Genomic DNA, 24,242 nt, shown 5'->3' with positions numbered 1-24,242 from the left:
ATTGTGTGTTGCCATAGTTTATAAAATGGCGATTTATATTCACTTTCGACTACTGGTTCGTAAGAGTCGGAGAGGTGTGATTGGGTTTGCACGTTCCACTCACCAATTTCAGTAGTCAAACTGGAAAAGGATATGGTTGTGAGAGCTGAGACACAAATAAATAATTCTTCGTGGTTCAAAACACATCTCCGTTAAGTGATATATTTATCGTAATTTAAATTTCGATAACAAATAGACAAAAATCGTCTATAATTGTGTTAAAAATATGGCAAAGTGAAATTCTTTTTTTGCAAGGGGAGTGATAAGGTGAATAATCTTAAAAATATGAATTTTGATGAACTACAAGAGATGCGTACCCAAATTGAGGTGGAATTAAAAAAACGGCAAGCAAAAGAAAAGCAAAATGCACGGCGAAAAATTCTTGAAATCGCTAGTGCACATGGAATTAACATCGCTGATCTTGTGAATAAAGAACGTTACTATAGAAATCCCAATAACCAATGGGAATTGTGGAATGGGCGTGGGCGTAGACCTAAGTGGATTAAAGAATGGTTGGAGAATGGATATACACTTGAGGAATTAGAAGTAACATGACACATATTCTTTCGGAATAGTCTTTCTCGCTCTTTGGTTAATTTCAATGGGCTGTGGGGGCTGAGGCATTTACATAGGCAATATTTGCAAAGTAGAAGAATAGCAAAAGATATCAACTTAAACAGTGTGCTTTTTTAGATAATCGCTATATTTAAAGGATGACGTGTTAAGATGCTGCGTAATCAAATAAAGCAATAAAAACATACAAATTTACTCAAATGCAAAGAGTATATTACCATGATAACCGTGCTTTTATTCTTTTTGCGGACTTAAAATTGCATCTGCTTTCGTATTCAGATGATCTATGAGAACTATTTATTCTTTATCTTAAAGTGTTTTTTATATATTGTTTCCTCTCATCATGAGAAAGCAAATGGTTTTTCTTGCATTGTCATAAAAGGATTGAGATAGATGAATCTTATTGTAGTAAAGAGTTTAACTCTCTATGCAAAATTGATCAATGACTGTTCTGTATAAATATATTGTTGGATATGGGGACTTCTGTTTTTGAATACTACTTTGTCATGAGTCTGTTATTTTTATAAGTTTAAGTCTGGTTTTTCTTCTAAAATTATGTACATTAAAGTATCACATTTTATTTTTTTATGGCTCATATTTGTCTTAATATAATTTTGTGAACATTGTGAAGTGTTGGTTAGCAAATTTCATTATTCGTATAAATGAAATTAAAAAACACGTTGAAAATAAAAAGATGGTGCAATTTTTTGGTGTTTGTCTGTTTTCTTTTATTGTGTGGGAGCTGTGCTGTTGCATGTGTCGTTTATGGAAAATTGTGATGAAAGAATGTAGGTAACTTTTTGTACAATTATGTATAGATTTTCCTAAAGTCGTCTATGGGGGTTATGGGGGTTTTCTAAAACTTTGGTTTTTAAAAATAAGCAAAGGACCCATTTTGATGAAAAAGAGTCTCTATTTTCACTGATTGTAAAAAGTGAAACAGTATGGCTTTTATTCATTTTTCTTAAAGTGAGAGTCCATGCAAGAGACGTGGGGCATTAGGGGTGAGGCCGGAAGCTTCTTGAATGAAATATTTTTTTAACTTTGGTGTTTGGTTGACAATTCCAAGACCAGTATCACGAAGCATACGCAAGAAAAGATTGTCATTAGAAAAGAGTCTATTAAGCCAGTCATTGCTTAAAGCCATACGTACAGTTTCAAAGCGCCTCCAGCTTTGATAACGTTCTAGAGCTGTAAGGGATCCAATATCGAGGCCTAATCGTGCTGTTTCGATAATAACTTCGGCAAGTGCGGCACTATCGCGTAGTCCTAAATTGAGTCCTTGTCCTGCAAGAGGGTGGATTGTGTGGGCAGCATCACCAACGAGAGCAAAACGAGATTTAATACAGTGCCGTGTTAAAGAAAGGTTTAAGGGAAAAGCTTGACGCTCTCCATTCCAAGAGAGTTTGCCAAACCGGTGACCAATGCGTTTTTCGAGTTCTGTTTCAAAAATAACAGCGTCAGCTTTGAGGTAATATTGCGCAGTTTTATGGTGTTCATTCCATACAATGGCAGATCGGTTGCCTTTGAGAGGGAGAAGAGCAAAGGGTCCTGAAGGTAAGAAATGTTGCGTTGCTTGTCCATGATGGGGCTTTTCATGTTTAATCGTGCAGATGATGGCTGTTTGTTTATAGCGGTGAGAAAAGTTTTTAAGTCCTGCTTTTTCACGTAATTTTGAATGTGCTCCGTCAGCGGCAATAAGCAATTTCGTTTGCCAAGTGTCTTCATTGTTTAAAGTGACCGTTGTATGTTGATCTTCTTGATGAAAATCAACGACACGCATATTTGCAATGACAGTGATATCGAGATCCTTTATACGCTTTTTCAAAGCGTTGATAAGCTCTCTTTGTTCTATCATAGTGGCAAAAGGTTCATTAGGGGTAATATCGCCTTCAAAGGTTAAAAGCGTTGGTTTGACAGGGTCAGCTGCGCATGCATCTGTGATGATCATTGAATGAATGGGTTGAGCGTAGGGTTCTATATGTTCCCAACATTGCAATTGTTTTAACATACGAATAGAAGCAGCAGCAAGGGCGATGGTTCGTATATTGGCAGTGGGGATATCTTCTTGAGGAGCAGCGTCAACAATATTAATTTTCAGTTCAGGAGTGGATTGTTTGAGTGCTATTGCTAAAGTGAGACCAACAGCGGCACCACCAGCAATGAGAATATCGCATTGTTTTATATTTTTATTGGGTTTTATCGTTCTATTCGCTTTTTCATTTTTATTGAGATTAGGGTGCACAATATTTTGTTCCATTGTTTGTCGTTTAATTGTTCTTAAAGGGGATAATTTTCTTTCATTTACTTTTACTTTGTTATGGTTTCTTCTTTGCTCTCCTCCGTCTAAAGGACGAAGGTTTCATTCTTACGCTGGTCTAGAGATGGTTGCTTTCTCTTGATTTTTCTCCTGTTGATCATTGAGTATGATTCAGATTTATAAACCTATGGGGCAAATTTTATCTTAAATATTCTCTTCAACTTTACACTTCTCCATTTGTTGATGCAAAAGAAAATATATTTGGTGATGTAAAAGAAAGCTAAAATCAAGCGGAAATGCTATGGTATTTTATGGGTATGAACGTATTTCACAACATACTGTCTTGAGGGACAATGTTTTGCGACATTCGTAGAGAGTAAGGAAACTGTATAGAGAGAAGACAACTGTTATGATGATGATAGTTAAAACTGTGTTAATATTTTGTGGTCATAATTTTATAACTCTTTAATGCGAAGGTTTTGTATTTGGAATTGATGGATGCAGCAAAGTTCTCCACCTTATGATTTATTAGAAGCGCAAAAATCTTATGGTTCGCGGCTTATTGAAATGTTTTTACGTCAAATTGGTGTTTTCATTGGGCTTGGGCTTTTGGGTTTTCTTATTTTTTGCGTTTTCGCTTTAGCAACGTGGAATGTTGCCGATCCTTCTTTGACACATGCAAATACAAACAGTGTTACAAACTTTATGGGGTGGCCGGGGGCAATTTTTTCAGATTTTGTTATGCAGTTTTTTGGTTTGGCAAGTCTTGGTGTTTTGTTACCACCACTATTTTGGTCATTTCTTTTGTTAGCACAAAAGGATATCCACAATTTGATTTTTCGCCTTTTTTTATGGGTGATATCAACGATTTGTTTTTTAATTTCTTTTGCTCTTATGACACCTGTTGCCTTCTTTACATATTGGCCATTGCCAATGGGTTTGGGAGGACTTTTGGGCGATAAAGCTTTAAATGCTGTTTATGCAATTTTTCCTGTCTTTTTTTCTCCATTTCAGAAATTGTTGTTGGGTCTTGGTGGGAGTGTGTTAGGTTTGTTAATGGCTGTTTTTGCAGGCAACGTGGTGTGGCGACGCCAAACAAAGAAAAGTAAAGCAAAAAATGTTCAAAAAAATGAAATGGCTAATCTTCCCTTTGATGCGTTAGAAGATATGGAAGTTGAAGAGAGGGGGCGTCATGGTTTTTTTGTTACAACTTTGGGAGCGATTTTACATCTTTTGTATTTTTTACAAGCGGGTTTTTTTCGCCTTTTTTCTATCAAAAGGCGCTCTAAGAGAGGCGAAAAATCCTTTGATCGCATTGAACCTATTTTCTTGGATGAAAAAGCAAAATGTCAGGAAAAGCAAGAGAAGGCTCCTCCTCTTAAAAACCATGTTTTTAAGCCTTTAAAGGCTTCTTCAAATGGTCGTTTTCTCCTTCCTCTTTTAGACTATCTTGCGGTTTCTCCACCAACCGCAAGGGATGCTAAACTTTCTCCTGCTGCCTTAAAAGCCAATTCTCATGAATTAGAAGGGGTTTTGTTAGATTTTGGCGTCAAGGGAAAAATGATTGATGCACGTCCTGGTCCGGTGGTCACTTTGTATGAATTTGAACCGGCTGCTGGTATTAAATCTTCTCGTATTATTGGTCTGGCAGATGATATTGCCCGCTCGATGCGGGCAATATCCGCACGCGTTGCGGTGGTGCCTGGGCGCAATGTCATTGGAATAGAATTACCCAATGCAACGCGTGAGATGGTTTATTTGCGTGATATTTTGCAAGCGCAAGAATTTATGGAGAGTAAAGCGAAATTAGGGCTTGCTTTGGGGAAGACAATCGGTGGTGAAGCGGTTATTGCGGATTTAGCAAAAATGCCCCATCTTTTGGTTGCTGGGACAACAGGATCGGGAAAATCTGTGGCTATTAATACTATGATTTTGTCTCTGCTTTATCGGATGACACCTGAACAATGCCGCCTCATTATGGTTGATCCGAAAATGCTTGAACTTTCAGTTTATGATGGCATCCCCCATTTGTTAACACCCGTGGTAACGGACCCTAAAAAAGCAGTCATTGCACTGAAATGGGCTGTTCGTGAAATGGAAGAACGCTACAGTAAAATGTCAAAACTTGGTGTGCGCAATATTGATGGCTTTAATGCACGTCTTAGGGAAGCAGAAAGTCAAGGCGAGACAATGACGCGTACAATTCAAGTCGGATTTGATCATGAAACTGGTGAGCCCCTTTATGAAACAGAAACACTGGATTTTCGTTCTATGCCTTATATTGTTGTCATTATTGATGAAATGGCCGATTTGATGATGGTGGCTGGTAAAGACATTGAAGGTGCGGTTCAACGCCTTGCACAAATGGCACGTGCCGCTGGTATTCATGTGATTATGGCAACACAACGCCCTTCGGTGGATGTCATTACTGGGACGATTAAAGCCAATTTTCCTACACGTATTTCTTTTTCTGTTAGTTCAAAAATTGATAGCCGAACAATTCTTGGTGAACAGGGGGCGGAGCAATTGTTGGGGCAGGGAGATATGCTGTTCATGATGGGAGGAGGGCGTGTTCAACGTGTGCACGGGCCTTTTGTGGCTGATGATGAAGTGGAGCAAGTTGTCGCGCATCTTAAAGCACAAGGCCTTCCTGATTATTTAGAAACCATTACGCAGGATATTGCAGAAAATGATGCGGATGTTGCTTCGGTTTCTCCGGCAGCCGATGATCCTTATAGTCAAGCGGTTGCTATCGTTTTGCGTGATCGTAAGGCTTCAACTTCTTATATTCAACGCCGCTTAGGCATTGGGTATAACCGTGCGGCTTCACTGATTGAACGGATGGAAGAAGAGGGGATCATTAGCGCAGCAAATCACGCAGGAAAACGAGAAATTTTGATACCTGCTGAGGAAGAACGCTTTTAAAATAAAATCTTTTGATAGTTTCTTTTAACAATATCTTTCTCTTTTAGGGAAGGGTATTTATTGATTATCCTATTTTATTATAAAACAAAACTATTTTTCTGGGGAGCATTTTCTATGAAAACGCCTTTTTTACCACAAAGAAGAATCTTTGGGTTGGTTGGAGTGATTCTCTTTTGCTGTTTCACTTTTTCTGCTTTTTCGCAATCATCCAATAAAGTAGCAAGGGCGCAGAATGTTGTGAATCGCTTTGCGGCAATTAAAACAATGACGGGGGATTTTATTCAGTTTAGTCCAAAGGGAAAAATGTCTCAGGGGACATTTTATTTAGAGCGTCCAGGAAAAATTCGTTTCATTTATAAAAAAATACCCTTACAGATTATTGCAGATGGTCAATTCGTAGGAATTCATAATCGTGCTCTCAATACGTGGAATTTTTCACAGCTTTTGCAAACGCCAATGAAGTTTCTGTTAGATGATAAAATCGATGTTTCATCAGGGCGTTTGTTGGCTTTTCGTGAAGATCCAGGAGCGGTGACAATTGTTCTGCGTGATAAAAACATTGGATCAGGGCAAATAAGAATGGTGTTTGATTCTAAGGGCACAACTTTACGCCAATGGACAATTGTTGATCAACAGAATTTAGAAACAACGGTTCAGGTTATGAATGTACGTACGGGTGTGAGGTTTGCTGATGGGATGTTTACACTTCCTGCAAAGAAATAGTTTGTTTTACATCATTGGAATTCAAACAGATGCTCTTTCGTATTGCTACTTGGAATATTAACTCTATCCGTTTGCGTCTTGCACAGGTTTTTCAATATTTGGATCTCTTTCCTGCTGATATTTTGTGTCTACAGGAGACGAAATGTCCAGATGCTCTTTTTCCAATCGAGGCTTTTGAAGCAGCAGGTTATAAGCATATCGCGTTGAGTGGGCAAAAATCTTATAATGGTGTCGCAATTGTTTCACGCTTGCCGTTTAAGACTGTTGAAAAGCGCTTCTTTTGTCAAAAACAAGATTGTCGTTATCTTTCAGTGATTGTGGAAATTTGTGGTAGAGATGTACAGATTCACAATTTTTATGTTCCCGCTGGAGGCGATGTGCCTGATCCGGATGTGAATGAAAAATTTCGTCATAAACTTGATTTTTTAGAAGAAATGTCTTCTATTCAAGCAGATCAGGGACAGGGGCTTTCTTCTCTTTTGGTGGGTGATTTGAATATTGCACCTTTGCCAGAGGATGTTTGGTCTCATAAGCAATTGTTGAAGGTTGTAAGCCATACACCTGTTGAGACAGAGCGTTTACAAGCTCTTTGTTGCCAAGGTGGTTGGGTTGATTTGATGCGGTGGTATATTCCTGTTCCGACCAAGCTTTATACATGGTGGAGTTATCGTGCACGCGATTGGGCGCTTGCTGATCGTGGGCGGCGACTTGACCATATTTGGTCCTCTCCAGATTTAGCACCTTTTGTTGCTGATCTTGCAATTTTTCATAGGGCACGGGGATGGAAGCAACCTTCAGATCATGTTCCAGTACAAACACTCTTTGATTTTTCAAAGTAAATTGGGAATAAAATCATAGTAAATAAAATATTAATGGATTGATTTTGAAACTATGATAAATTCAAAATAAGATTTTCGTAAATAAAATATTAAGAGATTTATTCTGAAAGCATGTGGGAGAGTGGATGCGGATCAAAAATCGAGAGTGGGTTACTTCTAACAGATTGTTTTATAGTATTTGGTTGTGTGTTTTTATATTATCAGGATGTATGGTTGGCCCTAATTATCTTAAAACATCTTTTCAGGTTCCAAAAAGTTGGGGGCAGCAGTCTACAAAAATATCGCAGCGTTCTGTCGTGCTTGCTGGGTGGTGGCGGCATTTGAATGATCCCGTTTTGAATGTGTTAATGGATCATGCCATTTCTGGGAACAATAATGTTGCTGTTGCTAAAGCGCGGGTGCGTGAAGCGCGGGCGAGCTTAGGGCAAGTAGTGGGATCGCTTTTGCCAAGTGTATCAAATTCAATTTCAGGAACACGTAGTGATTCTGGACAGTCTGATGCGCTTTTAAGCCAATATCGCAGTAGTTTTGATGCAAGTTGGGAGCTTGATTTTTTTGGTGGACATAAGCGAGGCGTTGAAGCGGCGCGTTACGGTCTTGAAGCCGCTGTTGAAGATATGCGTGCTACCATGGTGACATTGTTGGGAGATGTGGCAACAAATTATGTCCAAGTGCGAGGATGGCAACAAAAGTTGTTCATTGTGCGGCAAATTGCTCTTTCACAACGCAAAACATATGACTTGATGCGTGCTAGATTAAAGGCCGGGGATGTTTCAGAACTTGATGTTTCCAATGCGCAAGCACAACTGGCGAATACGGAAGCCGATATAGCGCAGATGGAAGCAAATTTGGCAATGAGTATTCATAGTCTTTCTGTCTTAACGGGTCGTGTGCCTATGGCTTTAAAGGATCTTTTACAAAAAAATGTTAGACAAGCAAAAATTCCGCAGCCAAAATGGCCAATACCAGCAGGAATTCCAGCTGATATTTTGTTAACACGTCCCGATTTACGGCGAGCAGAGCGTCAATACGCGCAAGCGACAGCACGGATTGGTCAACGTGAGGCAGATCGCTATCCATCACTTACTTTAACAGGAAATATTTCAACAGCAGCAACGGCAATTGATCAATTGTGGAAAAGTTCAACAATTGGTTGGTCTTTTGGACCTGGTCTTCGTTTCCCGTTTTTTAATGGGGGACAAATCACCGCTTCTGTTGCCGTCGCACGGGCACAACGTGATCAAGCGTTTATTCATTATCGGGCGGCTGTGTTGGGCGCTTTGCAAGAGGTAGAAAATGCGCTTGTAAGATTAAGCAAAGAACATCAGCGTTTAGAAAAGCTTATTGTTGCAAATAAAGCTTCTTTGCATTCTTTAAAACTTTCACAAAATCTGTTTGAAAATGGAAATACCAGCTTTCTTGAATTGTTAAATGCTGATCGTTCCCATTATTCTACGCAAATGGCTCTTAAGGATAGTCGTATTGCTTTGGTTACTCAGTATATTGCGCTGATGAAAGCGTTGGGGGGAGGCTGGGATGGTGTTGTTGACGCATCTCATCCAGAGGTTGTTGATAATGTACCCCGTTCGCGTACAAAGGTAGGGCAATGAAAATAAGTTTTATAAAAAATTTCATTAAAAAACATAAAAAACTTTCCTTCTTTTTAACGGTTCTATTGCTTATTATCTTGTTATGGTTGCGTTCTGTTTTTTTTGGAACATCAGTACCTGTTTATATGACTGCGGTAGTAAAACGGGGGGATATCGAAGAAAGTGTTTTGGCTTCGGGTCTTGTGCGCCCCTATCGATTGGTCGCTGTTGGTGCACGGGCGACAGGGCGTGTGGTGTCAATGCGCGTTTCCCCTGGTAGTATTGTCAAAGAGGGAGATCTCTTGGCAGAAATTGATCCGACAGATCAAGAAAATGATCTTAAAAGAAAAAAAGCAGCACTCGCGCATTATGAGGCGAATTTGGTAGAACAGGAAGCTTATCTTTCTCTGGCACGGAAAAATTTAGAGCGTCAGAAAAAAATGATTGAATCGCATGCAGTTTCACGGGCTAATCTGGATGATGCAGCAACACAAGTAAAAATACGTGAGGCGCAAATTGAGCAGCTTCGTCAACAGATTGTACAAGCAAAAATAGATGTGGATAGTGCTGAGGTCAATTTAGGGTATACACGAATAACTGCTCCTTCTGCGGGAACGGTTTTAGCAACAGTTGTAGAAGAAGGGCAGAATGTTAATGCTGTTCAGTCGGCACCAACAATTGTTATTTTAGGTGATTTGTCAAAGATGACGGTCAAAGCGCAAATCTCAGAAGCGGATATTCTGAAAGTTCACGCTGGACAACCGCTTTATTTTACAGTTTTAGGCAATTCACAGCGCCGTTATGAGGGAACTTTAGAAAGGGTGGAACCGGCGCCTGAAGCTATTCGTAATGATGTGAGTATTAATCCTGGTATGGCAGGATCTAGTGCTTTAATATCGTCGGCTATCTATTATAACGGAATTCTCCATGTTGATAATGCAGACAATTTTTTGCGAACTTATATGACGGCGCAAGTGCATATTATCTTAGGGCGTGCTCAGAATGTTTTGTTGGTTCCAAGTGATGCTTTACGCGATGAAACAAAAGAGAATAAAGCATGGGTTTCTGTTCTTGAGGGGCAAAACAAAGTGGTGAGTAAACAGGTAACAATTGGGTTGAATAACAAGGTTGTCGCAGAGGTGGTTTCAGGGCTTAATGAGGGGGAGGTGGTTATCACCGGCACACGTGTTGGTGGAATGCCAGAATCTTTTGATAAACATAACGAAGATGAGATTTAAGCTATGAAAACAGAGAAAGCAGATGCTGTCATTGTTTTAGAAGATATTGTGCGTCAATTCCCGGCCGGTGAAACATGCGTGACTGTCTTGAAAAACATTAATCTCACCATTAAGCGTGGTGAAATGGTAGCGATTGTAGGGGCCTCTGGTTCAGGAAAATCCACTTTGATGAATATCTTAGGGTGTCTTGATCGAGCAACCTCTGGTCGTTATTGGATTTCAGGAAAAGAAACAGCTACTCTTTCTGCTGATGAATTATCGGCTTTGCGGCGTAACCATTTTGGATTCATTTTTCAGCGCTATCATTTGCTCAATGAATTGACAGCATTGGGAAATGTTGAAATTCCAGCTATTTATGCCGGGCACCCTGTCGCAACAAGAAAACAACGTGCACAAGATCTTTTAACACGTTTGGGTATGGGGGACCGGATTAATCATCGTCCAAATCAGCTCTCAGGGGGGCAGCAGCAACGGGTTTCTATCGCTCGTGCCTTGATGAATAACGCAGAGGTTATTCTTGCTGATGAACCAACCGGCGCATTAGATAAACACAGTGGTGAGGAAGTGTTGCGTATTTTGGATGAACTGCATCAAGAAGGACGCACCATTATTATTGTAACGCATGATATGCACGTGGCTGAAAGAGCTGAACGTATTATCGAAATTAGTGATGGGGAAATTATTGCTGATCGTGTGTCAAAGGGTGCAAAAACAAAAGCTGCGGGGAAAAAAACAAAAGCTGCTAGTCAATATGAGGGGGAAAAGTTCGAAGGGAAACAACAGCTTGGTTTTCTTCGTTCTTTTTTCGAACGGTTTCGTGAAGCATTTGTTATGGCTTTGTTGGCAATGAATGCACATCGAATGCGAACTTTTTTAACAATGCTTGGGGTGATTATCGGTATTGGTGCCATTATTGCTATGGTGGCTTTGGGAAATGGTACGCGAGAGAAAATTCTGGAAAATTTTAAAAGTTTAGGTTCTAATACATTGACAATTTTACCTGGAAAAAGTCTCTCTGATCCACAAGCAGAGAAAATAACAAGCTTGGTGGAAGCCGATGCAGAGGCGCTCTCTCATTTGCCCTATGTTTTTGGTGTAACACCGCAACTTTCAACAAGTTCTACTATACGTGTTGGTGGCGTTAAAGCCAATGCTGTGATTGTTGGGGTAGGAGAACAATATTTCCAGACACAAGGATTCAAAGCTGTTCAAGGGAGATTGTTTGATCAAAAGAGTGTGCATGAGCGCGCTGTTGATCTTGTGATCGAAAAAGAAGCACTTGCTGTGCTTTTCCCTCATAGTCATGAAGATCCTATTGGAAAAATTGTTCATGTGGGGAACGTTCCCGTGCGTATTCTTGGTGTGATAGAACCACAACATATGGGAGAAACTTCTAATACGTTGCAAGTTTATTTGCCCTATACGACAGTGCAAACGCGTTTTCTTGGAACAACACAGGTACGTGCCATTACTGTTAAGATTGCTGATGATGTTGATTCACATTTGGCAGAGGCTATGGTTAAGCGTTTTCTCACGATGCGGCACGGTGGAGAGGATTTTTTCATTCGAAGTTCAGAGTTCTTTCGTGAACGTATCATGGAAAGCACGCATATTTTAACACTTTTAGTGTCTTCAATTGCTGCTATCTCGCTGATCGTGGGGGGGATTGGGGTGATGAATATTATGCTGGTCACCGTTTCTGAACGAATCAATGAAATTGGGGTGCGTATGGCTGTGGGCGCGCGTCAGGGTGATATTTTACAGCAATTTTTAATTGAAGCAATTTTGGTTTGTGTCATTGGTGGCGGTTTGGGAATCTTGTTTGGACTTTCTATCGGTGGTTTGTTTGTTCTGCTTAAAGCGCCTATCCACTTGCTTTATACGATTGATTCCGTCATTTTGTCTCTGACTTTTTCAACCCTCATAGGGATCTGTTTTGGTTTTTCACCAGCACGGCAAGCTTCACGCCTTGATCCTGTTGTTGCTCTCTCGCGTGATTAAGCATGATCAATTGTCGTGTATGTTGTTATGCTTTTGGCTTGCATGAACATGAAGCATTTATGAAGCGAAATATGGGTGAAAAAGTTGCGCATTCTTTGCTGCTCTTTTTTAGAAAATCCTTTATGCGTTAAGGGGCGTGTGTTTTATGTCTATACATGAAAGGATGAAGTTTTATAAGCATAACGGATCATAAGTAAATTTGTATTCTATTTTAGCTTCTATAAAATAAACTGTCCGTTGATTTCACGATTCTCATTTCAAAAAAGCAGGCAGAGCAGAGTGAAATTTGTATTTAAAAATCTTTATGAGATATTTTAAGTTTTTACTTTGCCATTGACACTGCAACCAGCGATCATGCAAAGTAATAATAATTGTCGCCGTTAAGCTGGAAAGTATCTTCTTGTTTCTCAACAAAATTTAATGACAGGTGATTGGTTGGCTCATCTAAAAGCAGCATATGCGATGGCTGGGCAATAATAAAAACCAAGAATTTAGTAAACAAGGGCACGCTGTCATTGGTATTCTGCTCATATAGAAAGTGTAGTGTTGCTTGAAGATTTGAAAAGCTTATATCTTGTGCAAGTAATTTCCAGCAAATTTGCGGGGCTTTATAAAGTATGCTCGCATAAGAACAATAAACTCCGCAAGAATCTCTAGAAAAGTTGATTTACCAGCTCCATTGTTCCCAAGAATAAGCCGCTTTTTATGAGCTCTTTATGATATTGCTCAATCTATAAACGCTTTTTTATTACAATGCCCTGCAGCGAAAACAGCATTTTGTGCGGCTCAATACTGATTGTTAAAGGTGTAGAGAATTTTCATATAGGACTAAACGGATAAGCTACGCGTCGTAAGTAAGCCTCTTGCGTGCATAGCTTTATAGGTTTTGAAAACAGACAAATAGAGTTTAGGCGATTAAAGATCTGGTTTAAGGCTTTTTAATCCAATGGACAAACACGAACAATATGACTGTCGGGATCTTTGATTAGGAAGGTACGTCCAAATATGTCAGTATATGGTTCCTTCAAGACATTTATTTCAATGGTGGTTTGCTCTTGCCATTTTGCATATAGCTTATCTACGTTCTCCCCATCAGGCAACATAATGCCGATTTCTGAAAAACGAGGCATATTTTTCTCAGGTGCATCCCACCAGACCAGAGAGCAAAGAGTGTGTCACCTGAAGAAGAAAATGCAACATGGCGTGGCGAGACGAATACAGGCTCTTTCTTAAAGATGAATTTGTAAAAAGCAGTAGAATATTCTACGTTTGATACGTATACCAACTGTAGGTTTGGGGTAACAGGATAAGGAGGGATATTACGCATCAATTCTCCATGATTTAGTCGTTGTTACCTAACATGATATCCCTATATTAGGATATTTCAATGAGAGTTTGTGATGCTTGCGTTCGCGGTGTGCTCTATTGATATGTTTTACTTGCTCTATGCTGAAATACCGAAATTGCTACTACATTGCTAATGGAGCTCTCAAGGAAACCTTTGCAATGATTAGGCGCTGCAATACATAAATACTAAAAAAAGCATGTGAAGCGAAAACATGAGTGTTGAATTTTTTTACAATAGTTAATTTTGTGATGCCCTGAGCATTTCTAGAATGATGCATTTTTCTCCTCTTTAGACGCTGCGTCACAGGATGGATTTTGTACTCTTCAATTCGTGATAATTTGAAAAAGCTTTGTCTATCCTTATGTGAGAAGGTTTTTTATGCAACATCATTGAGATACTGCGTTTTGGCTTTTTCAAGCGCATTCATCAGATCTGATTGTAACCAACGTGATAAAAAATGAAACTTTAAGGGTTTTTGTCGTAATCCATTGGTTCCATGACAGTAGAATGTTAAAATATTCATAAGCAATCATTTTGTACTATCTTTACGCTTATGAAGGTGTAAGTCCCTGCACCATCATCATATTTGCCAGCTCACAATAGTGTTGCGACAGTTTTGCATTAAGATGCTTTATAAGAGGGATTTTATCCTTTTCTTGCTCGTTTTTACCCATACATCAGTGCTGTTTGTGTTAAGTAGGCACGTGATTTGATTTGATTCAAGATGAGGAGGTTTGAAATGAAAGAATCTTACAATGTTTGAGGCTCTCATTTAAGAGACAAATTTAATGAAATGGTGTATCAAATGCCGCGTATATTCCCTCTGGGAAAAGTGGTTGAAAATAGCGTGATACAAGTAACAGGAGTTGGAGCAAGCAGTGATTTTTCTGTTTTGATGGCTAAGTATTTGCTCAACTTGGATGCAATGGAGAAGGGGCAATGTTTTCCACGGTATGTTTATGAAGATACTGAGCCTTTAGAAGATAAACAGGAGGAGCAGGCTCATTTGTTTGCAAATTTTGCAAAAGAAAGCAAAAAAGTTGGCTTGCAACGTCGTGATGCCATTACGGATGAAGGGTTGGCACATTTTAAAGCGGCTTATCCTCGTGAAATGATAACAAAGGATGATTTGTTTTATTATGTTTACGGGATCTTGCATTCAGAAGATTATCGTGCGCGTTATGCGCATAATTTGGCTAAACAGTTGCTGCGGATTCCAATCGTTAAAAGCGTAGAGGATTTTTGGGCTTTTGTGACAGCAGGGCGAAAGCTTGGTGACATGCATATGAATTATGAAGAGGTTGAACCTTATCCTGTTACCTTTAAAGATGGTGATCCAAAACTTACAGATATTCCTCATCCTGAAAAATTTTACTATGTCACAGAAATGAAATTTGCTAGAAATAGTAGGGAAAAAGATAAATCCACTGTTATTTACAACAGTAATATCACAATGACAAATATCCCTCTTGAAGCTTATGATTATGTGGTGAATGGTAGGCCAGCTCTTGAATGGGTGATGGGACGGCAGGTTGTCAAAACTGATAAAGCGAGTGGTCTTATCAATGATGCTAACCGCTATGCTGTTGAAACGATGGGTAATCCTGCTTATCCGTTGGAGTTGTTTCAACGGGTTATTACTGTCAGCTTAGAAACAATGAAGATTGTTCGCAGTCTACCGAAATTAGAAATAAGAGACACTGAAAATGTTAACTTATCCGTTGTATTGTAAAACAGTGTCTTTTGAGATGTGGTGATAAAGCACTATTGTTGTAGAGCTGGTAATATCAAGTTTGTGTACAGACTTCTACATGGGGTGTTTTTAGCATGTGTGGTGAATTCTTTAAGGCATGGATTGCTTGTCGTGTTTTATAGAGTAATTTGCAGTGCGTGGGTGTAAAACAGAACGCCATCGTGTTGCATATTCACGGGCTTTTTTTAAGACATGTTTTAAAGCACCCAAGCCCATTTTACGATAGCGCTCGTGGATGGTATATCGATAAAGCCATTAAGCACCCCCATCTTTATGCTTATGAAGGTATAAGCCGGCGCCATCATACTCTTTACCGGCCGCCAATGTTGCGACAGTCTTCGGTCTTTAGATGATTCATAAGAGGCATTTTTCCTCTTTTTTAGAGTTTTTTATCCACACGACAGCTCTGTTTATGACGCGCAGGAACATGGTTTTTATTCTTTCAAAATAAGAGGATTCAAAATGAGAGGATCTTACCATTTTCAGGGGTTTTATTCAACAGGCAAAACGATAATTTATTGTTATAAATCAATATCTTGCTAGTAAGTGGACCCTATGAGACAAGAAGTTGGATTGTTGAAAAACTAAAGGTAGTTAAGAATCTTTATCTTTTAGGATGTCGAGAAAGTCAATTCCCATAGTAATGAGGCAAAACTATCCCTTTGCATAATTACAAGCTAGATGGTTTGTGGATAGGGAAGAAGGGTATAAAAAGCCTTTTAGAAATGTGTTTGAGAGGGCTTTTATCTTACAAGCTGGGTGGTTTGTGGATAGGGAAGAAGGGTGTAAAAAGCCTTTTAGGAATGTGTTTGAGGGCCTTTGTAACGTTTGAGTTGGCAAATACTGATGCTGCTTGGTGTAAATTTTTATAATACGAGAAGGGTAAAGATTAAAATGCGGTTCTTATGTAGACCTCAATTGTTTTGATGTATTGAAATATAAGAATGCGTAGGTGTTTGATCTGTTCTATTGTGTTTCCCTTGTCGTTCTTTTTAACAGGATAGGCAATAAAATTGATTTCAGGCATTAAATGTTTAAGCTCACGCAAAGAGCGCCACATGTGGTAATCATGGGTGACAATATAAACTGTTTGGTAATGGTGTTTTTTGATCCAAGCTGCACTTTCTTCAGCATTTCCTGTTGTGTTCATCGCTTTATGACCAATGTCAACACAACAGCTGAAAAGCTGCGGGGTAATATGCGTGCTGTGCATAAAATTTTTCAGATTGGTTGAGGCGTTGACTCCACTGATTAAAAGCCGCGAACCAAGCCCTTGCTGTAAGAGTTCCAATCCTGTCTTTATTCGGTCTTTCCCCCCAGTGAAAACGATGAGTGCATCCGCTTTCGGCAATGGATTAGGTGGTTGAAGCCGTTCGGTTTTTTCAGAAAAAATAACGAAACCAACACAAAAGAGCAGAGTGATTATTAAAAGAGAAAATACGGTTGGTGGCACATAGCAAAACAAACAGCGCAGAGAGCTTAGAGTGCCTCTGGTGTGCTTTTTTAGGGAATGCTTTTGATTGTCTGGCATCGGTGACTGAGAATTATATGCGTTGTGGGTCATAAAATTAAAACAAGCCATTTTCGCATTGATCAATTTTTTTCAGTTGTGCTAAAATAGTCATGCGGTTTGTAAAAACAGTAAGAAAAGAAACGAAAAAAATAAGACCGATGATTTTTCCATAAGGAATGGAACTGATGGAAAGATGCCCAAACAAAGCAGTGACTTGACTAGCTTCTACTCTCCCTATGTTATAATTTGTCCAAAAGCTAAAAGCAGCAAACAGCAATGCGCTTATGGTACCACCATAGAACGCACCGCGCAAGGCGGTTTTAAAAAAATGCCAATCAAATTGTCGTGCAATGAAAACGGTTTCAGTTCCGAGAAAGTATAAGACATTAATAATATGCGCATTCTCCGCTAAGGCATTGCGTGCGGCAAAAATAACCGTGAGGATCAATGAACCTAAAACCAATATTAAAATTGCAAAACCAATAAAAACAGTTGTATGCGCCATTGTTGTCAAACGATCCACCCAAACACGATGGTCATCAAATTGGCCTCCTGGAATTTGAGTTTTGATGGCGTGACTTATGGCACGAAAGTCAATTTCTTCTTTTTCGTTTAATGTTACGATAATAAGGCGGGGAAGAGGCAGTTCATTGAAGCTTAAACCTGTGCCAAGCCATGGTTCAAGCAGTTTTTCCGTCGCTGTTTTGTCAACAATGGTGGCATCTTGCACACCATGAAATGTTTTTACCAGTTTAACCGCATCATGAAGGGCTGTTTCGATGTTCATATTTTCAATGGGACGTATTTGAATGGTTGCTTCATAGCTAATTTGATTGCTCCAGCTATGAGCGGCACGTTGCACAAGATCAACACCAATCAATGTGAGGCTAGAGAGAAATGTCATAATAGCAATGACTGCAACCAGTGCTTGCCCAGAAATATTGCTACTTGGAATAATCGCCGTGCTGTTTTTTTGACCACTTGTAAAAAGGGGGAAAAATTTATTCATGAATTGTCATCCGTCCATTATGGAGAAGCATGCGCCGTGCCGCAACCTGTTCCATCAATGCAATATCATGCGTGGCAATGATGACAGCTGTTCCAAAACGATTTAATTCAATAAACAAGCGGAGCAGACGCTTTGCTAAAGGGGGATCAACATTTCCTGTTGGTTCATCCGCTAAAAGAATTTCAGGTTGATCAATAAGTGCACGGGCAATTGCTACCCTTTGTTTTTCTCCACCAGAAAGAACGGGGGGTAAAACATGAATATGATCTCCAAGTCCTACCCAACAAAGAAGATCTTCTACTTCACTGCGATAGGTTGCTTCTTCTTGTCCTTTAATGCGTAAAGGTAAAGAGACATTTTCATAAGTTGTCATGTGATCAAGCAGACGAAAGTCTTGAAAGACAACACCGATACGTTGCCGGAGTGCTGGAAGTTCTTGTCGTTTGAGTAATGCTGTATCGTTGCCAAACAGATCAATATGACCGCGCGTTGGTTTAAGCGCCAAAAACATCAGGCGCATCAACGATGTCTTTCCTGCTCCAGAAGCACCAGTGAGAAATTGGAAGGATCCAGGAGGAATATGAAAGCTGATATCACGAAGGACCTCAGGGCCCATTCCATAGCGCAAACCAACATTTTCAAAATGAATCACTTTTCATTACCACTTCGTTGTTATCGTGCATCATTTTAAGAGTTTTTTCTTTCATTATTTTAGGTTCTTGGTCGTTTTTATAGGGTATTGTTTTTAATATTTTCTTCCATCATTTCCAGTTTGTTATTGAAAAACATTCTTTGTAAGAATATAATTCCTTATTATTTTTCCTTGAATTTCTTCTTTATTTATGATTTTAACAGGAATTCCAAGGTGTTGCTAGCAGAAACATAAAAGAAAACAGGCTCGTTTTTACTCAGAAGCCGTCTTTTCTGTTTGATGGTTACATGGTTACTTTGCTTTTCTCTTTTAGATTTTCTTAAAATTGATACGCCTTTGAATGTTTTTTTAATCCGTTTGTGTTTTGCGTTGGCATTGAGAAAGACACTCTGTTTTTAGAGAGTTTGAATGACTCCATAGAATGTTTTTTCCTTTACTGGTGACTTTAGAATGTCGAGATCATTTTGACAGGAAAGCTAAAGTCACCATTCTGGTTTAATGTTAAGTTGCGGACTCTCTATTTTGCCGGTTGGCAATCAGATCTTCAACTACCTGTGGTTCGGCAAGAGTTGAAATGTCTCCCAAATTATCAAAATTATTTTCGGCGATTTTTCGTAAAATACGCCGCATAATTTTTCCTGACCGTGTTTTTGGCAGTTGGGGGGAAAATTGTACTTTATCCAAGATAGCAATGGAGCCAATTTCCTTTCTAACATGCTGAATAAGGTCTTTTTGCAATTCTTCACTTGGGGATGTCCCTTCCATTAAGGTAATAAAACTGTAAATACCTTGTCCTTTAATGGGATGAGGATAACCAACAATTGCGGCTTCTGAAACGGCAGGATGAGAAACAAGTGCTGATTCAATCTCGGCTGTTCCTAGCCGGTGCCCAGAGACATTGAGAATATCATCAACCCGTCCTGTAATCCAATAATAGTCATCGCTATCGCGCCTACAGCCATCGCCTGTAAAATATTTGCCTTTATATACGGAAAAATAGGTTGCAATGAAACGTTCATGATCATTGTAGAGGGTACGCATTTGACCTGGCCATGAGTCGATAATACAGAGATTGCCTTCTGCTTTGCCTTCTAAAATATTTCCTTGCTCGTCGACAATTTGCGGTTGAACACCGAAGAATGGACGTGTGGCTGATCCTGCTTTGAGTGGTGTTGCACCAGGCAGGGGGGTGATCATATGCCCTCCTGTTTCTGTTTGCCACCATGTATCGAGAATGGGACAGCGGTCATCGCCAACGGTATGATAAAACCATTCCCATGCTTCTGGATTAATCGGTTCACCTACCGTACCTAAAAGCCGCAAGGATGTTCTTTTTGAGCGTTCGACAAAGGAATTGCCCGCACCCATTAAGGCGCGGATAGCTGTTGGTGCGGTGTAGAGCGTATTTACTTGGTGTTTATCAACAATTTCCCAAAATCTGCCTTTGTCAGGAAAGGTTGGGGTTCCTTCAAACATCAAAGTGGTCGCACCGTTGCACAGAGGCCCATAAATCAAATAAGAATGACCAGTGATCCAGCCAATATCAGCCGTGCACCAGTAAATTTCTCCAGGGTGATAATCAAAAACATATTGATGTGTCATTGATGCATAGACAAGATAACCTGCCGTTGTATGCAAAACGCCTTTCGGTTTTCCTGTCGAACCGGAGGTGTAAAGAATAAAAAGGGTATCTTCAGCATTCATTGGTTCTGCTGGACAATCCGTCTTGGCATTAGAAGCTTCTTCATGGTACCAAAAATCACGCCCTTCTACCCAATTGATTGCTTTACTGGTGCGCCGTATAACCATGACTTGATCTACATTGACATGTTGGCGTGCTGCAATCTCAATGGCATGATCAATATTGTCTTTTAAGTTAATCTGTTTGCCTCCACGCAAGCCTTGATCAGCGGTGATGATAAAGGTCGATTGGCAATCAACAATCCGTCCTGCTATTGCTTCAGCAGAAAAACCAGCAAAAATAACCGAATGAATGGCACCGATGCGCGCGCAAGCAAGCATGGCGTAGGCTGCTTCGGGAATCATCGGCAAGTAAATGGTCACCTTGTCGCCTTTTTTGATACCGTGGTTCTTTAAAATATTGGCAAAGCGACAGACATGTTCATAAAGCGTATTATAGGTTATTTTTTTATCATGGTAGGGATTATCCCCTTCCCAAATCAATGCGATTTCCTCTCCATGGTTTTTTAAGTGACGGTCAATGCAATTATAGGTAACATTTGTTACGCCATCTTCATACCATCGGATGGGGACATCTCCATTAAAGGACGTATTTTTTACTTTCGTATAAGGTTTAAACCATTCAATGCGTTGACCATGTTTTGCCCAGAAGCTTTCTGGATCATGGATACTTTCCTGATACCATTGTTGATAGGTCTCTTCATCAATAAGAGCATTTTTTTTGATATTCTCTGGTATTGGATGGATTTTTTCAAACATGGGTTCCCTCTCTTTATAATTTATTCTTTGGAAAAATCAGCCGTTGTATTGTTGTATTTTTGGCAGAATTTTCCCAAAAGTCTTTTCTTAAATGAAAAGTCTCTTTTGGGGATTAGACTAAATTAAAAAGATTAGTATAGTCAATTTTAAAATCTGAGGCGTTTTTGTTAAAGAGATGTCTTAAAGAGAGACTCTTTTTACACTGTTTTACGGGGTTCAAGTGCAGCAAAGCATATTACAATATTGTAAAAATATATTGTTATAGATAATTTTTTATAAACGCATCAAGAAAGGAACGTTTGAAGAAATTTCATATAAAGTGTTGTACGTCGATGGGATGTGATAGATTATCGACAGCCTTTGTAAAATCATTTACGAAAGGCAAATATTACGATGGTGTAGGTTTGTTTTTTGCGTAAATGTACAAAATGCGCTCTTTTGCGTTGTGTGTTATAGTGTTTACGAATAATTCTAGGGGGTGATGCTGGGAGATGGGGTTGGCAACAAGGAGAGAAATTTCTTAAAGATCTCCATAAGTGAGCAATGCATTGAAAATCTAAAATGAACACCTTCGTTGTTTTTTTAGGGTATGGAAGAAATGAAGTGAATATCCGATTATGTGCGCCCTAAAAACATCTTCTTTTAAAGCATTGCTATAGCATATTGGATAATTTATTGCGTTGAATGTTTTTCGTGTTGCTCTCTTTTGTTTAAAAAGAGGAAATTTTTTAAGAATTAATATAAACCAAAATACCTACATAAACTATCGGAAATAAAGAACACAATAATTGATAACAACGATGTTATTATAGATAATTTCCAACTCCAACCACAGAATACTTTAGCAGAAATAGCCAGTATAGGGGCCATTATAATTATCATGCAAAACAACCGTATAATTTTATAAAGAATGTCCATTATAGTAAAATCCTGATTATAATATGTTAATGTAATAGATATTTCTGAAATATTTTTTATCCATAGATATAGATGTTTAATTTTACAATTATTTAATGCATTTATATAAAAATATAAGAGTGAAAACTGTTGTTAACATAACTAATAAGTACATTATACGTTTTTTAAGATTGTATCCTTTCAATTTCAGAAAAATTATAAATATTAGTCCAACTAAAATTGTTTGAAATAATGCTTCCAATAATTTATAATAAATATCCATTATAAAAATATTATCTAAAAATTTATATAAACCAATATAGTTTAATAAAATAATAACAATAAAAAATATAAAGCTTATTAATAATGAGTTTTTTAGAGAATCTTTCCAACTGTAAGAAATAAATTTATAATAAAAAAGATGTGTTAAACCAAAAAAAACTGTTACCATGAAATATTAAATAATTTTATGATTAAAATCTAACATTACGAAATCCAAATTATAATCTATTTTCTAGAATAGATATCATTGAAACCAAATTTGTTTTTATGGTAATTTATTAAGTAAATGTTAATATAAATTGAAATATCTCCGTAAAAAATCAAGACTAAAGCATATAACACTTAAAAATAAAGAAGATCTGATAGCTGACTTCCGATTGTAACCTAAGATTTTTCTATAAAAAATAAAAAAAACAGAGGGAAATATAATCATTGCGAAAATCAAATTTGCGATTTCATAACGGATATTCATTATACAAAACCCTGATTGTAGTCTGTTATACAGAATAAATATCTATGAAATTAAATTTGCTCGATTTTAAGACAATTTATTAAGTAAATGTCAAGGTAGACCGAGGTATCTACACAAAATATCAATAATCAAGAATATAATTCCTGCCAACAATGCTGTTTTTATAGAGAACGTCCAATTCCAATCACAAAATACTTTAAAACCAATAGCAACTGTAGAGCAATATATAATAAGCATCCAAAGCAATCTCGCGATTTCATAACGAATATCCATTATAATAAAATCCTAATTATAATATGTTATATAGAATAAATATCTCTGAAAACTATTTTATCCATAGATATGATTTAAGTTTAATATCTTTATTAATAATTTCAGAGATATCTTTAAGCTATTCTCTATAAATTAGAAAAAACATTCTCGAGCTTTCTCTATAAATCCCCAACCAGCACCTCCTACAAATCCCCCTGTGAAACCTAGAGCTGCACCTGGCAACATACCTGCTGGTCCTCCAGTTATCCCACCTACAGCCAGTCCACCTAGTCCTCCACGAATTCCTTCTTGAAGACCTAATGAACCCATGTGAGAGGTAAAATCATTAAAGCTACATGCTCTTGCATAAACAGGTGTTGAATCATTTATAGTATAAACTAAACCTGAACCAAAATTACGCATATAAATCCTCCTTTGTTTATTTTGGAATCAACGTATCATTATGATACATGCAAATGCTTATCATTTTTATTTTTAAGCTGTCAAATATAATTTTATTATAGAACAAAGAATATCTGCAAATAATTAAATATATTTTTTGTATAAATATACATACACATTGTGTAATAAATGATATTTTTATTTATAATATTTTAAAATATTTTATATATTAATATAATATTCTTTTTGTAAATTAATAAAAGCAAATAGAACATTTTGAAAATTAATATTCTTGGTGAAGATGTTTAAAAAAGCGCAAAGAAAGGGAGGTGCATATCGAGCGAAGTCTCGTTTCTCTTGTTTTGTGTGTATGTGCGGGGTAATCGTTGTATTTTTTTGATTGATTATTTGTCGCCTTTTATTCTGTCGTGTATGGAAAATTTCTCTTTTTTTGTTGTTTTTACGGATTATTGTCAGACTGTTATATGGCTTTTGGTGTTTAATGGGGTTCTTTAGAGGCTAACCAATGGGTTTGCATAAGAATTGGTGTCGTTTAAAGCACCCGCCCACAAGCCCATTTCACGACGCTATCTGTGGATGGTATAGCGGTAAAGCCATTGAGCACCACCATCTTTACGCTTATGAAGGTAAAGCCGGCGCCATCATACTCTTTACCAGCTCCAATGTTGCGACAGCTGTTGGTAGTGAGACGATTCATAACAGGTATTTTTATCCCTTTTTTAGAGTTTTTTATCCACACACCAGCTCCGCTTGTGATGTGTCAGCAAGTGCTTCAGTTGATGCAAAATGAAATGATTTAAGATAGAACAATCTTTCAAGTTTCGGGGGTATGATACAAGTTAAAAATGAATATTTATCTTTATAAATCAATATGTTGTCTTATAGATACGTTTTAAGACTTTTTCTGCTTACTTTGCTTGGTTGTTCTTTTTACAGGTAATTACTGCCTGTTATTCTTTTTAGTGAGCAGAAAATTTTTGTGCTATGCTGTCTG

General features: G+C 38.2%; 16 protein-coding genes and 1 pseudogene. 8 read left to right on the top strand and 9 right to left on the bottom strand.

Annotated features, from left to right (window positions below; genetic code table 11):
- Window positions 1-306: 306 nt before the first annotated feature.
- Window positions 307-594, top strand: coding sequence for an H-NS histone family protein (locus NMK50_RS09215; RefSeq protein WP_254770202.1), 288 nt, complete (start codon window positions 307-309; stop codon window positions 592-594).
- Between the two features lie 982 nt (window positions 595-1,576).
- Here NMK50_RS09215 and NMK50_RS09210 read toward each other — a convergent pair.
- On the bottom strand, window positions 1,577-2,872 hold the full coding sequence (locus NMK50_RS09210) for a ubiquinone biosynthesis hydroxylase (protein WP_374112176.1): 1,296 nt from the start codon (window positions 2,870-2,872) through the stop codon (window positions 1,577-1,579).
- A 498-nt stretch (window positions 2,873-3,370) separates the two neighbouring features.
- Here NMK50_RS09210 and NMK50_RS09205 point away from each other — a divergent pair, with 498 nt between their 5' ends.
- From NMK50_RS09205 to NMK50_RS09180, 6 genes are all read left to right on the top strand, one after another.
- On the top strand, window positions 3,371-5,797 hold the full coding sequence (locus NMK50_RS09205; RefSeq protein WP_254770201.1) for an FtsK/SpoIIIE family DNA translocase: 2,427 nt from the start codon (window positions 3,371-3,373) through the stop codon (window positions 5,795-5,797).
- Window positions 5,798-5,911: 114 nt separating this feature from the next.
- Window positions 5,912-6,520 (top strand): LolA family protein, encoded by a 609-nt coding sequence (locus tag NMK50_RS09200; RefSeq protein ID WP_254770200.1) that lies wholly within the window; start codon window positions 5,912-5,914, stop codon window positions 6,518-6,520.
- Window positions 6,521-6,549: 29 nt separating this feature from the next.
- Complete coding sequence (locus NMK50_RS09195; protein WP_254770199.1) at window positions 6,550-7,359, top strand: exodeoxyribonuclease III; 810 nt, start codon at window positions 6,550-6,552, stop codon at window positions 7,357-7,359.
- Window positions 7,360-7,484: 125 nt separating this feature from the next.
- The gene (locus NMK50_RS09190; protein ID WP_254770198.1) at window positions 7,485-8,969 is read left to right on the top strand and encodes an efflux transporter outer membrane subunit; all 1,485 of its coding nucleotides are present in this window, start codon (window positions 7,485-7,487) and stop codon (window positions 8,967-8,969) included.
- On the top strand, window positions 8,966-10,186 hold the full coding sequence (locus NMK50_RS09185; protein ID WP_254770197.1) for an efflux RND transporter periplasmic adaptor subunit: 1,221 nt from the start codon (window positions 8,966-8,968) through the stop codon (window positions 10,184-10,186). The genes NMK50_RS09190 and NMK50_RS09185 overlap by 4 nt, the downstream gene beginning before the upstream one ends.
- 3 nt (window positions 10,187-10,189) lie before the next feature.
- Complete coding sequence (locus tag NMK50_RS09180; RefSeq protein ID WP_254770196.1) at window positions 10,190-12,187, top strand: MacB family efflux pump subunit; 1,998 nt, start codon at window positions 10,190-10,192, stop codon at window positions 12,185-12,187.
- A gap of 1,724 nt (window positions 12,188-13,911) precedes the next feature.
- Here the strand turns inward: NMK50_RS09180 and NMK50_RS09175 are convergent.
- Window positions 13,912-14,064 carry a DNA-binding protein gene (locus tag NMK50_RS09175; protein WP_254770195.1) on the bottom strand — a complete coding sequence of 51 codons (153 nt, stop codon included), beginning with the start codon at window positions 14,062-14,064 and terminating at the stop codon, window positions 13,912-13,914.
- 255 nt (window positions 14,065-14,319) lie between these two features.
- Here NMK50_RS09175 and NMK50_RS09170 point away from each other — a divergent pair.
- Window positions 14,320-15,267 (top strand): annotated as a pseudogene (locus NMK50_RS09170) (type ISP restriction/modification enzyme); the annotation flags it as partial.
- Between the two features lie 111 nt (window positions 15,268-15,378).
- On the opposite strand, the gene NMK50_RS10655 reads toward NMK50_RS09170, so the two are convergent.
- From NMK50_RS10655 to NMK50_RS09135, 7 genes are all read right to left on the bottom strand, one after another.
- Entirely contained in the window at window positions 15,379-15,504 is a 126-nt protein-coding gene (locus tag NMK50_RS10655) for a hypothetical protein (protein ID WP_374112175.1), read from the bottom strand.
- Between the two features lie 673 nt (window positions 15,505-16,177).
- On the bottom strand, window positions 16,178-16,852 hold the full coding sequence (locus NMK50_RS09160) for a YdcF family protein (RefSeq protein WP_254770194.1): 675 nt from the start codon (window positions 16,850-16,852) through the stop codon (window positions 16,178-16,180).
- A 4-nt stretch (window positions 16,853-16,856) separates the two neighbouring features.
- The gene (locus NMK50_RS09155) at window positions 16,857-17,810 is read right to left on the bottom strand and encodes a cell division protein FtsX (protein WP_254770193.1); all 954 of its coding nucleotides are present in this window, start codon (window positions 17,808-17,810) and stop codon (window positions 16,857-16,859) included.
- Entirely contained in the window at window positions 17,803-18,462 is a 660-nt protein-coding gene (gene ftsE / locus NMK50_RS09150; RefSeq protein WP_004857838.1) for a cell division ATP-binding protein FtsE, read from the bottom strand. Before ftsE ends, NMK50_RS09155 begins: the two co-directional genes overlap by 8 nt.
- A gap of 501 nt (window positions 18,463-18,963) precedes the next feature.
- Entirely contained in the window at window positions 18,964-20,922 is a 1,959-nt protein-coding gene (gene acs, locus NMK50_RS09145) for an acetate--CoA ligase (RefSeq protein WP_254770192.1), read from the bottom strand.
- Between the two features lie 2,056 nt (window positions 20,923-22,978).
- Window positions 22,979-23,248, bottom strand: a complete 270-nt coding sequence (locus NMK50_RS09140) for a hypothetical protein (RefSeq protein WP_254770191.1) — start codon at window positions 23,246-23,248, stop codon at window positions 22,979-22,981.
- 532 nt (window positions 23,249-23,780) lie between these two features.
- Window positions 23,781-23,987, bottom strand: a complete 207-nt coding sequence (locus tag NMK50_RS09135; protein WP_254770190.1) for a hypothetical protein — start codon at window positions 23,985-23,987, stop codon at window positions 23,781-23,783.
- Between the last annotated feature and the right edge of the window lie 255 nt (window positions 23,988-24,242).

It is taken from the genome of Bartonella harrusi, assembly GCF_024297065.1.
GTDB lineage: Bacteria > Pseudomonadota > Alphaproteobacteria > Rhizobiales > Rhizobiaceae > Bartonella > Bartonella harrusi.
This window is presented reverse-complemented; position numbering and strand designations above follow the sequence as displayed.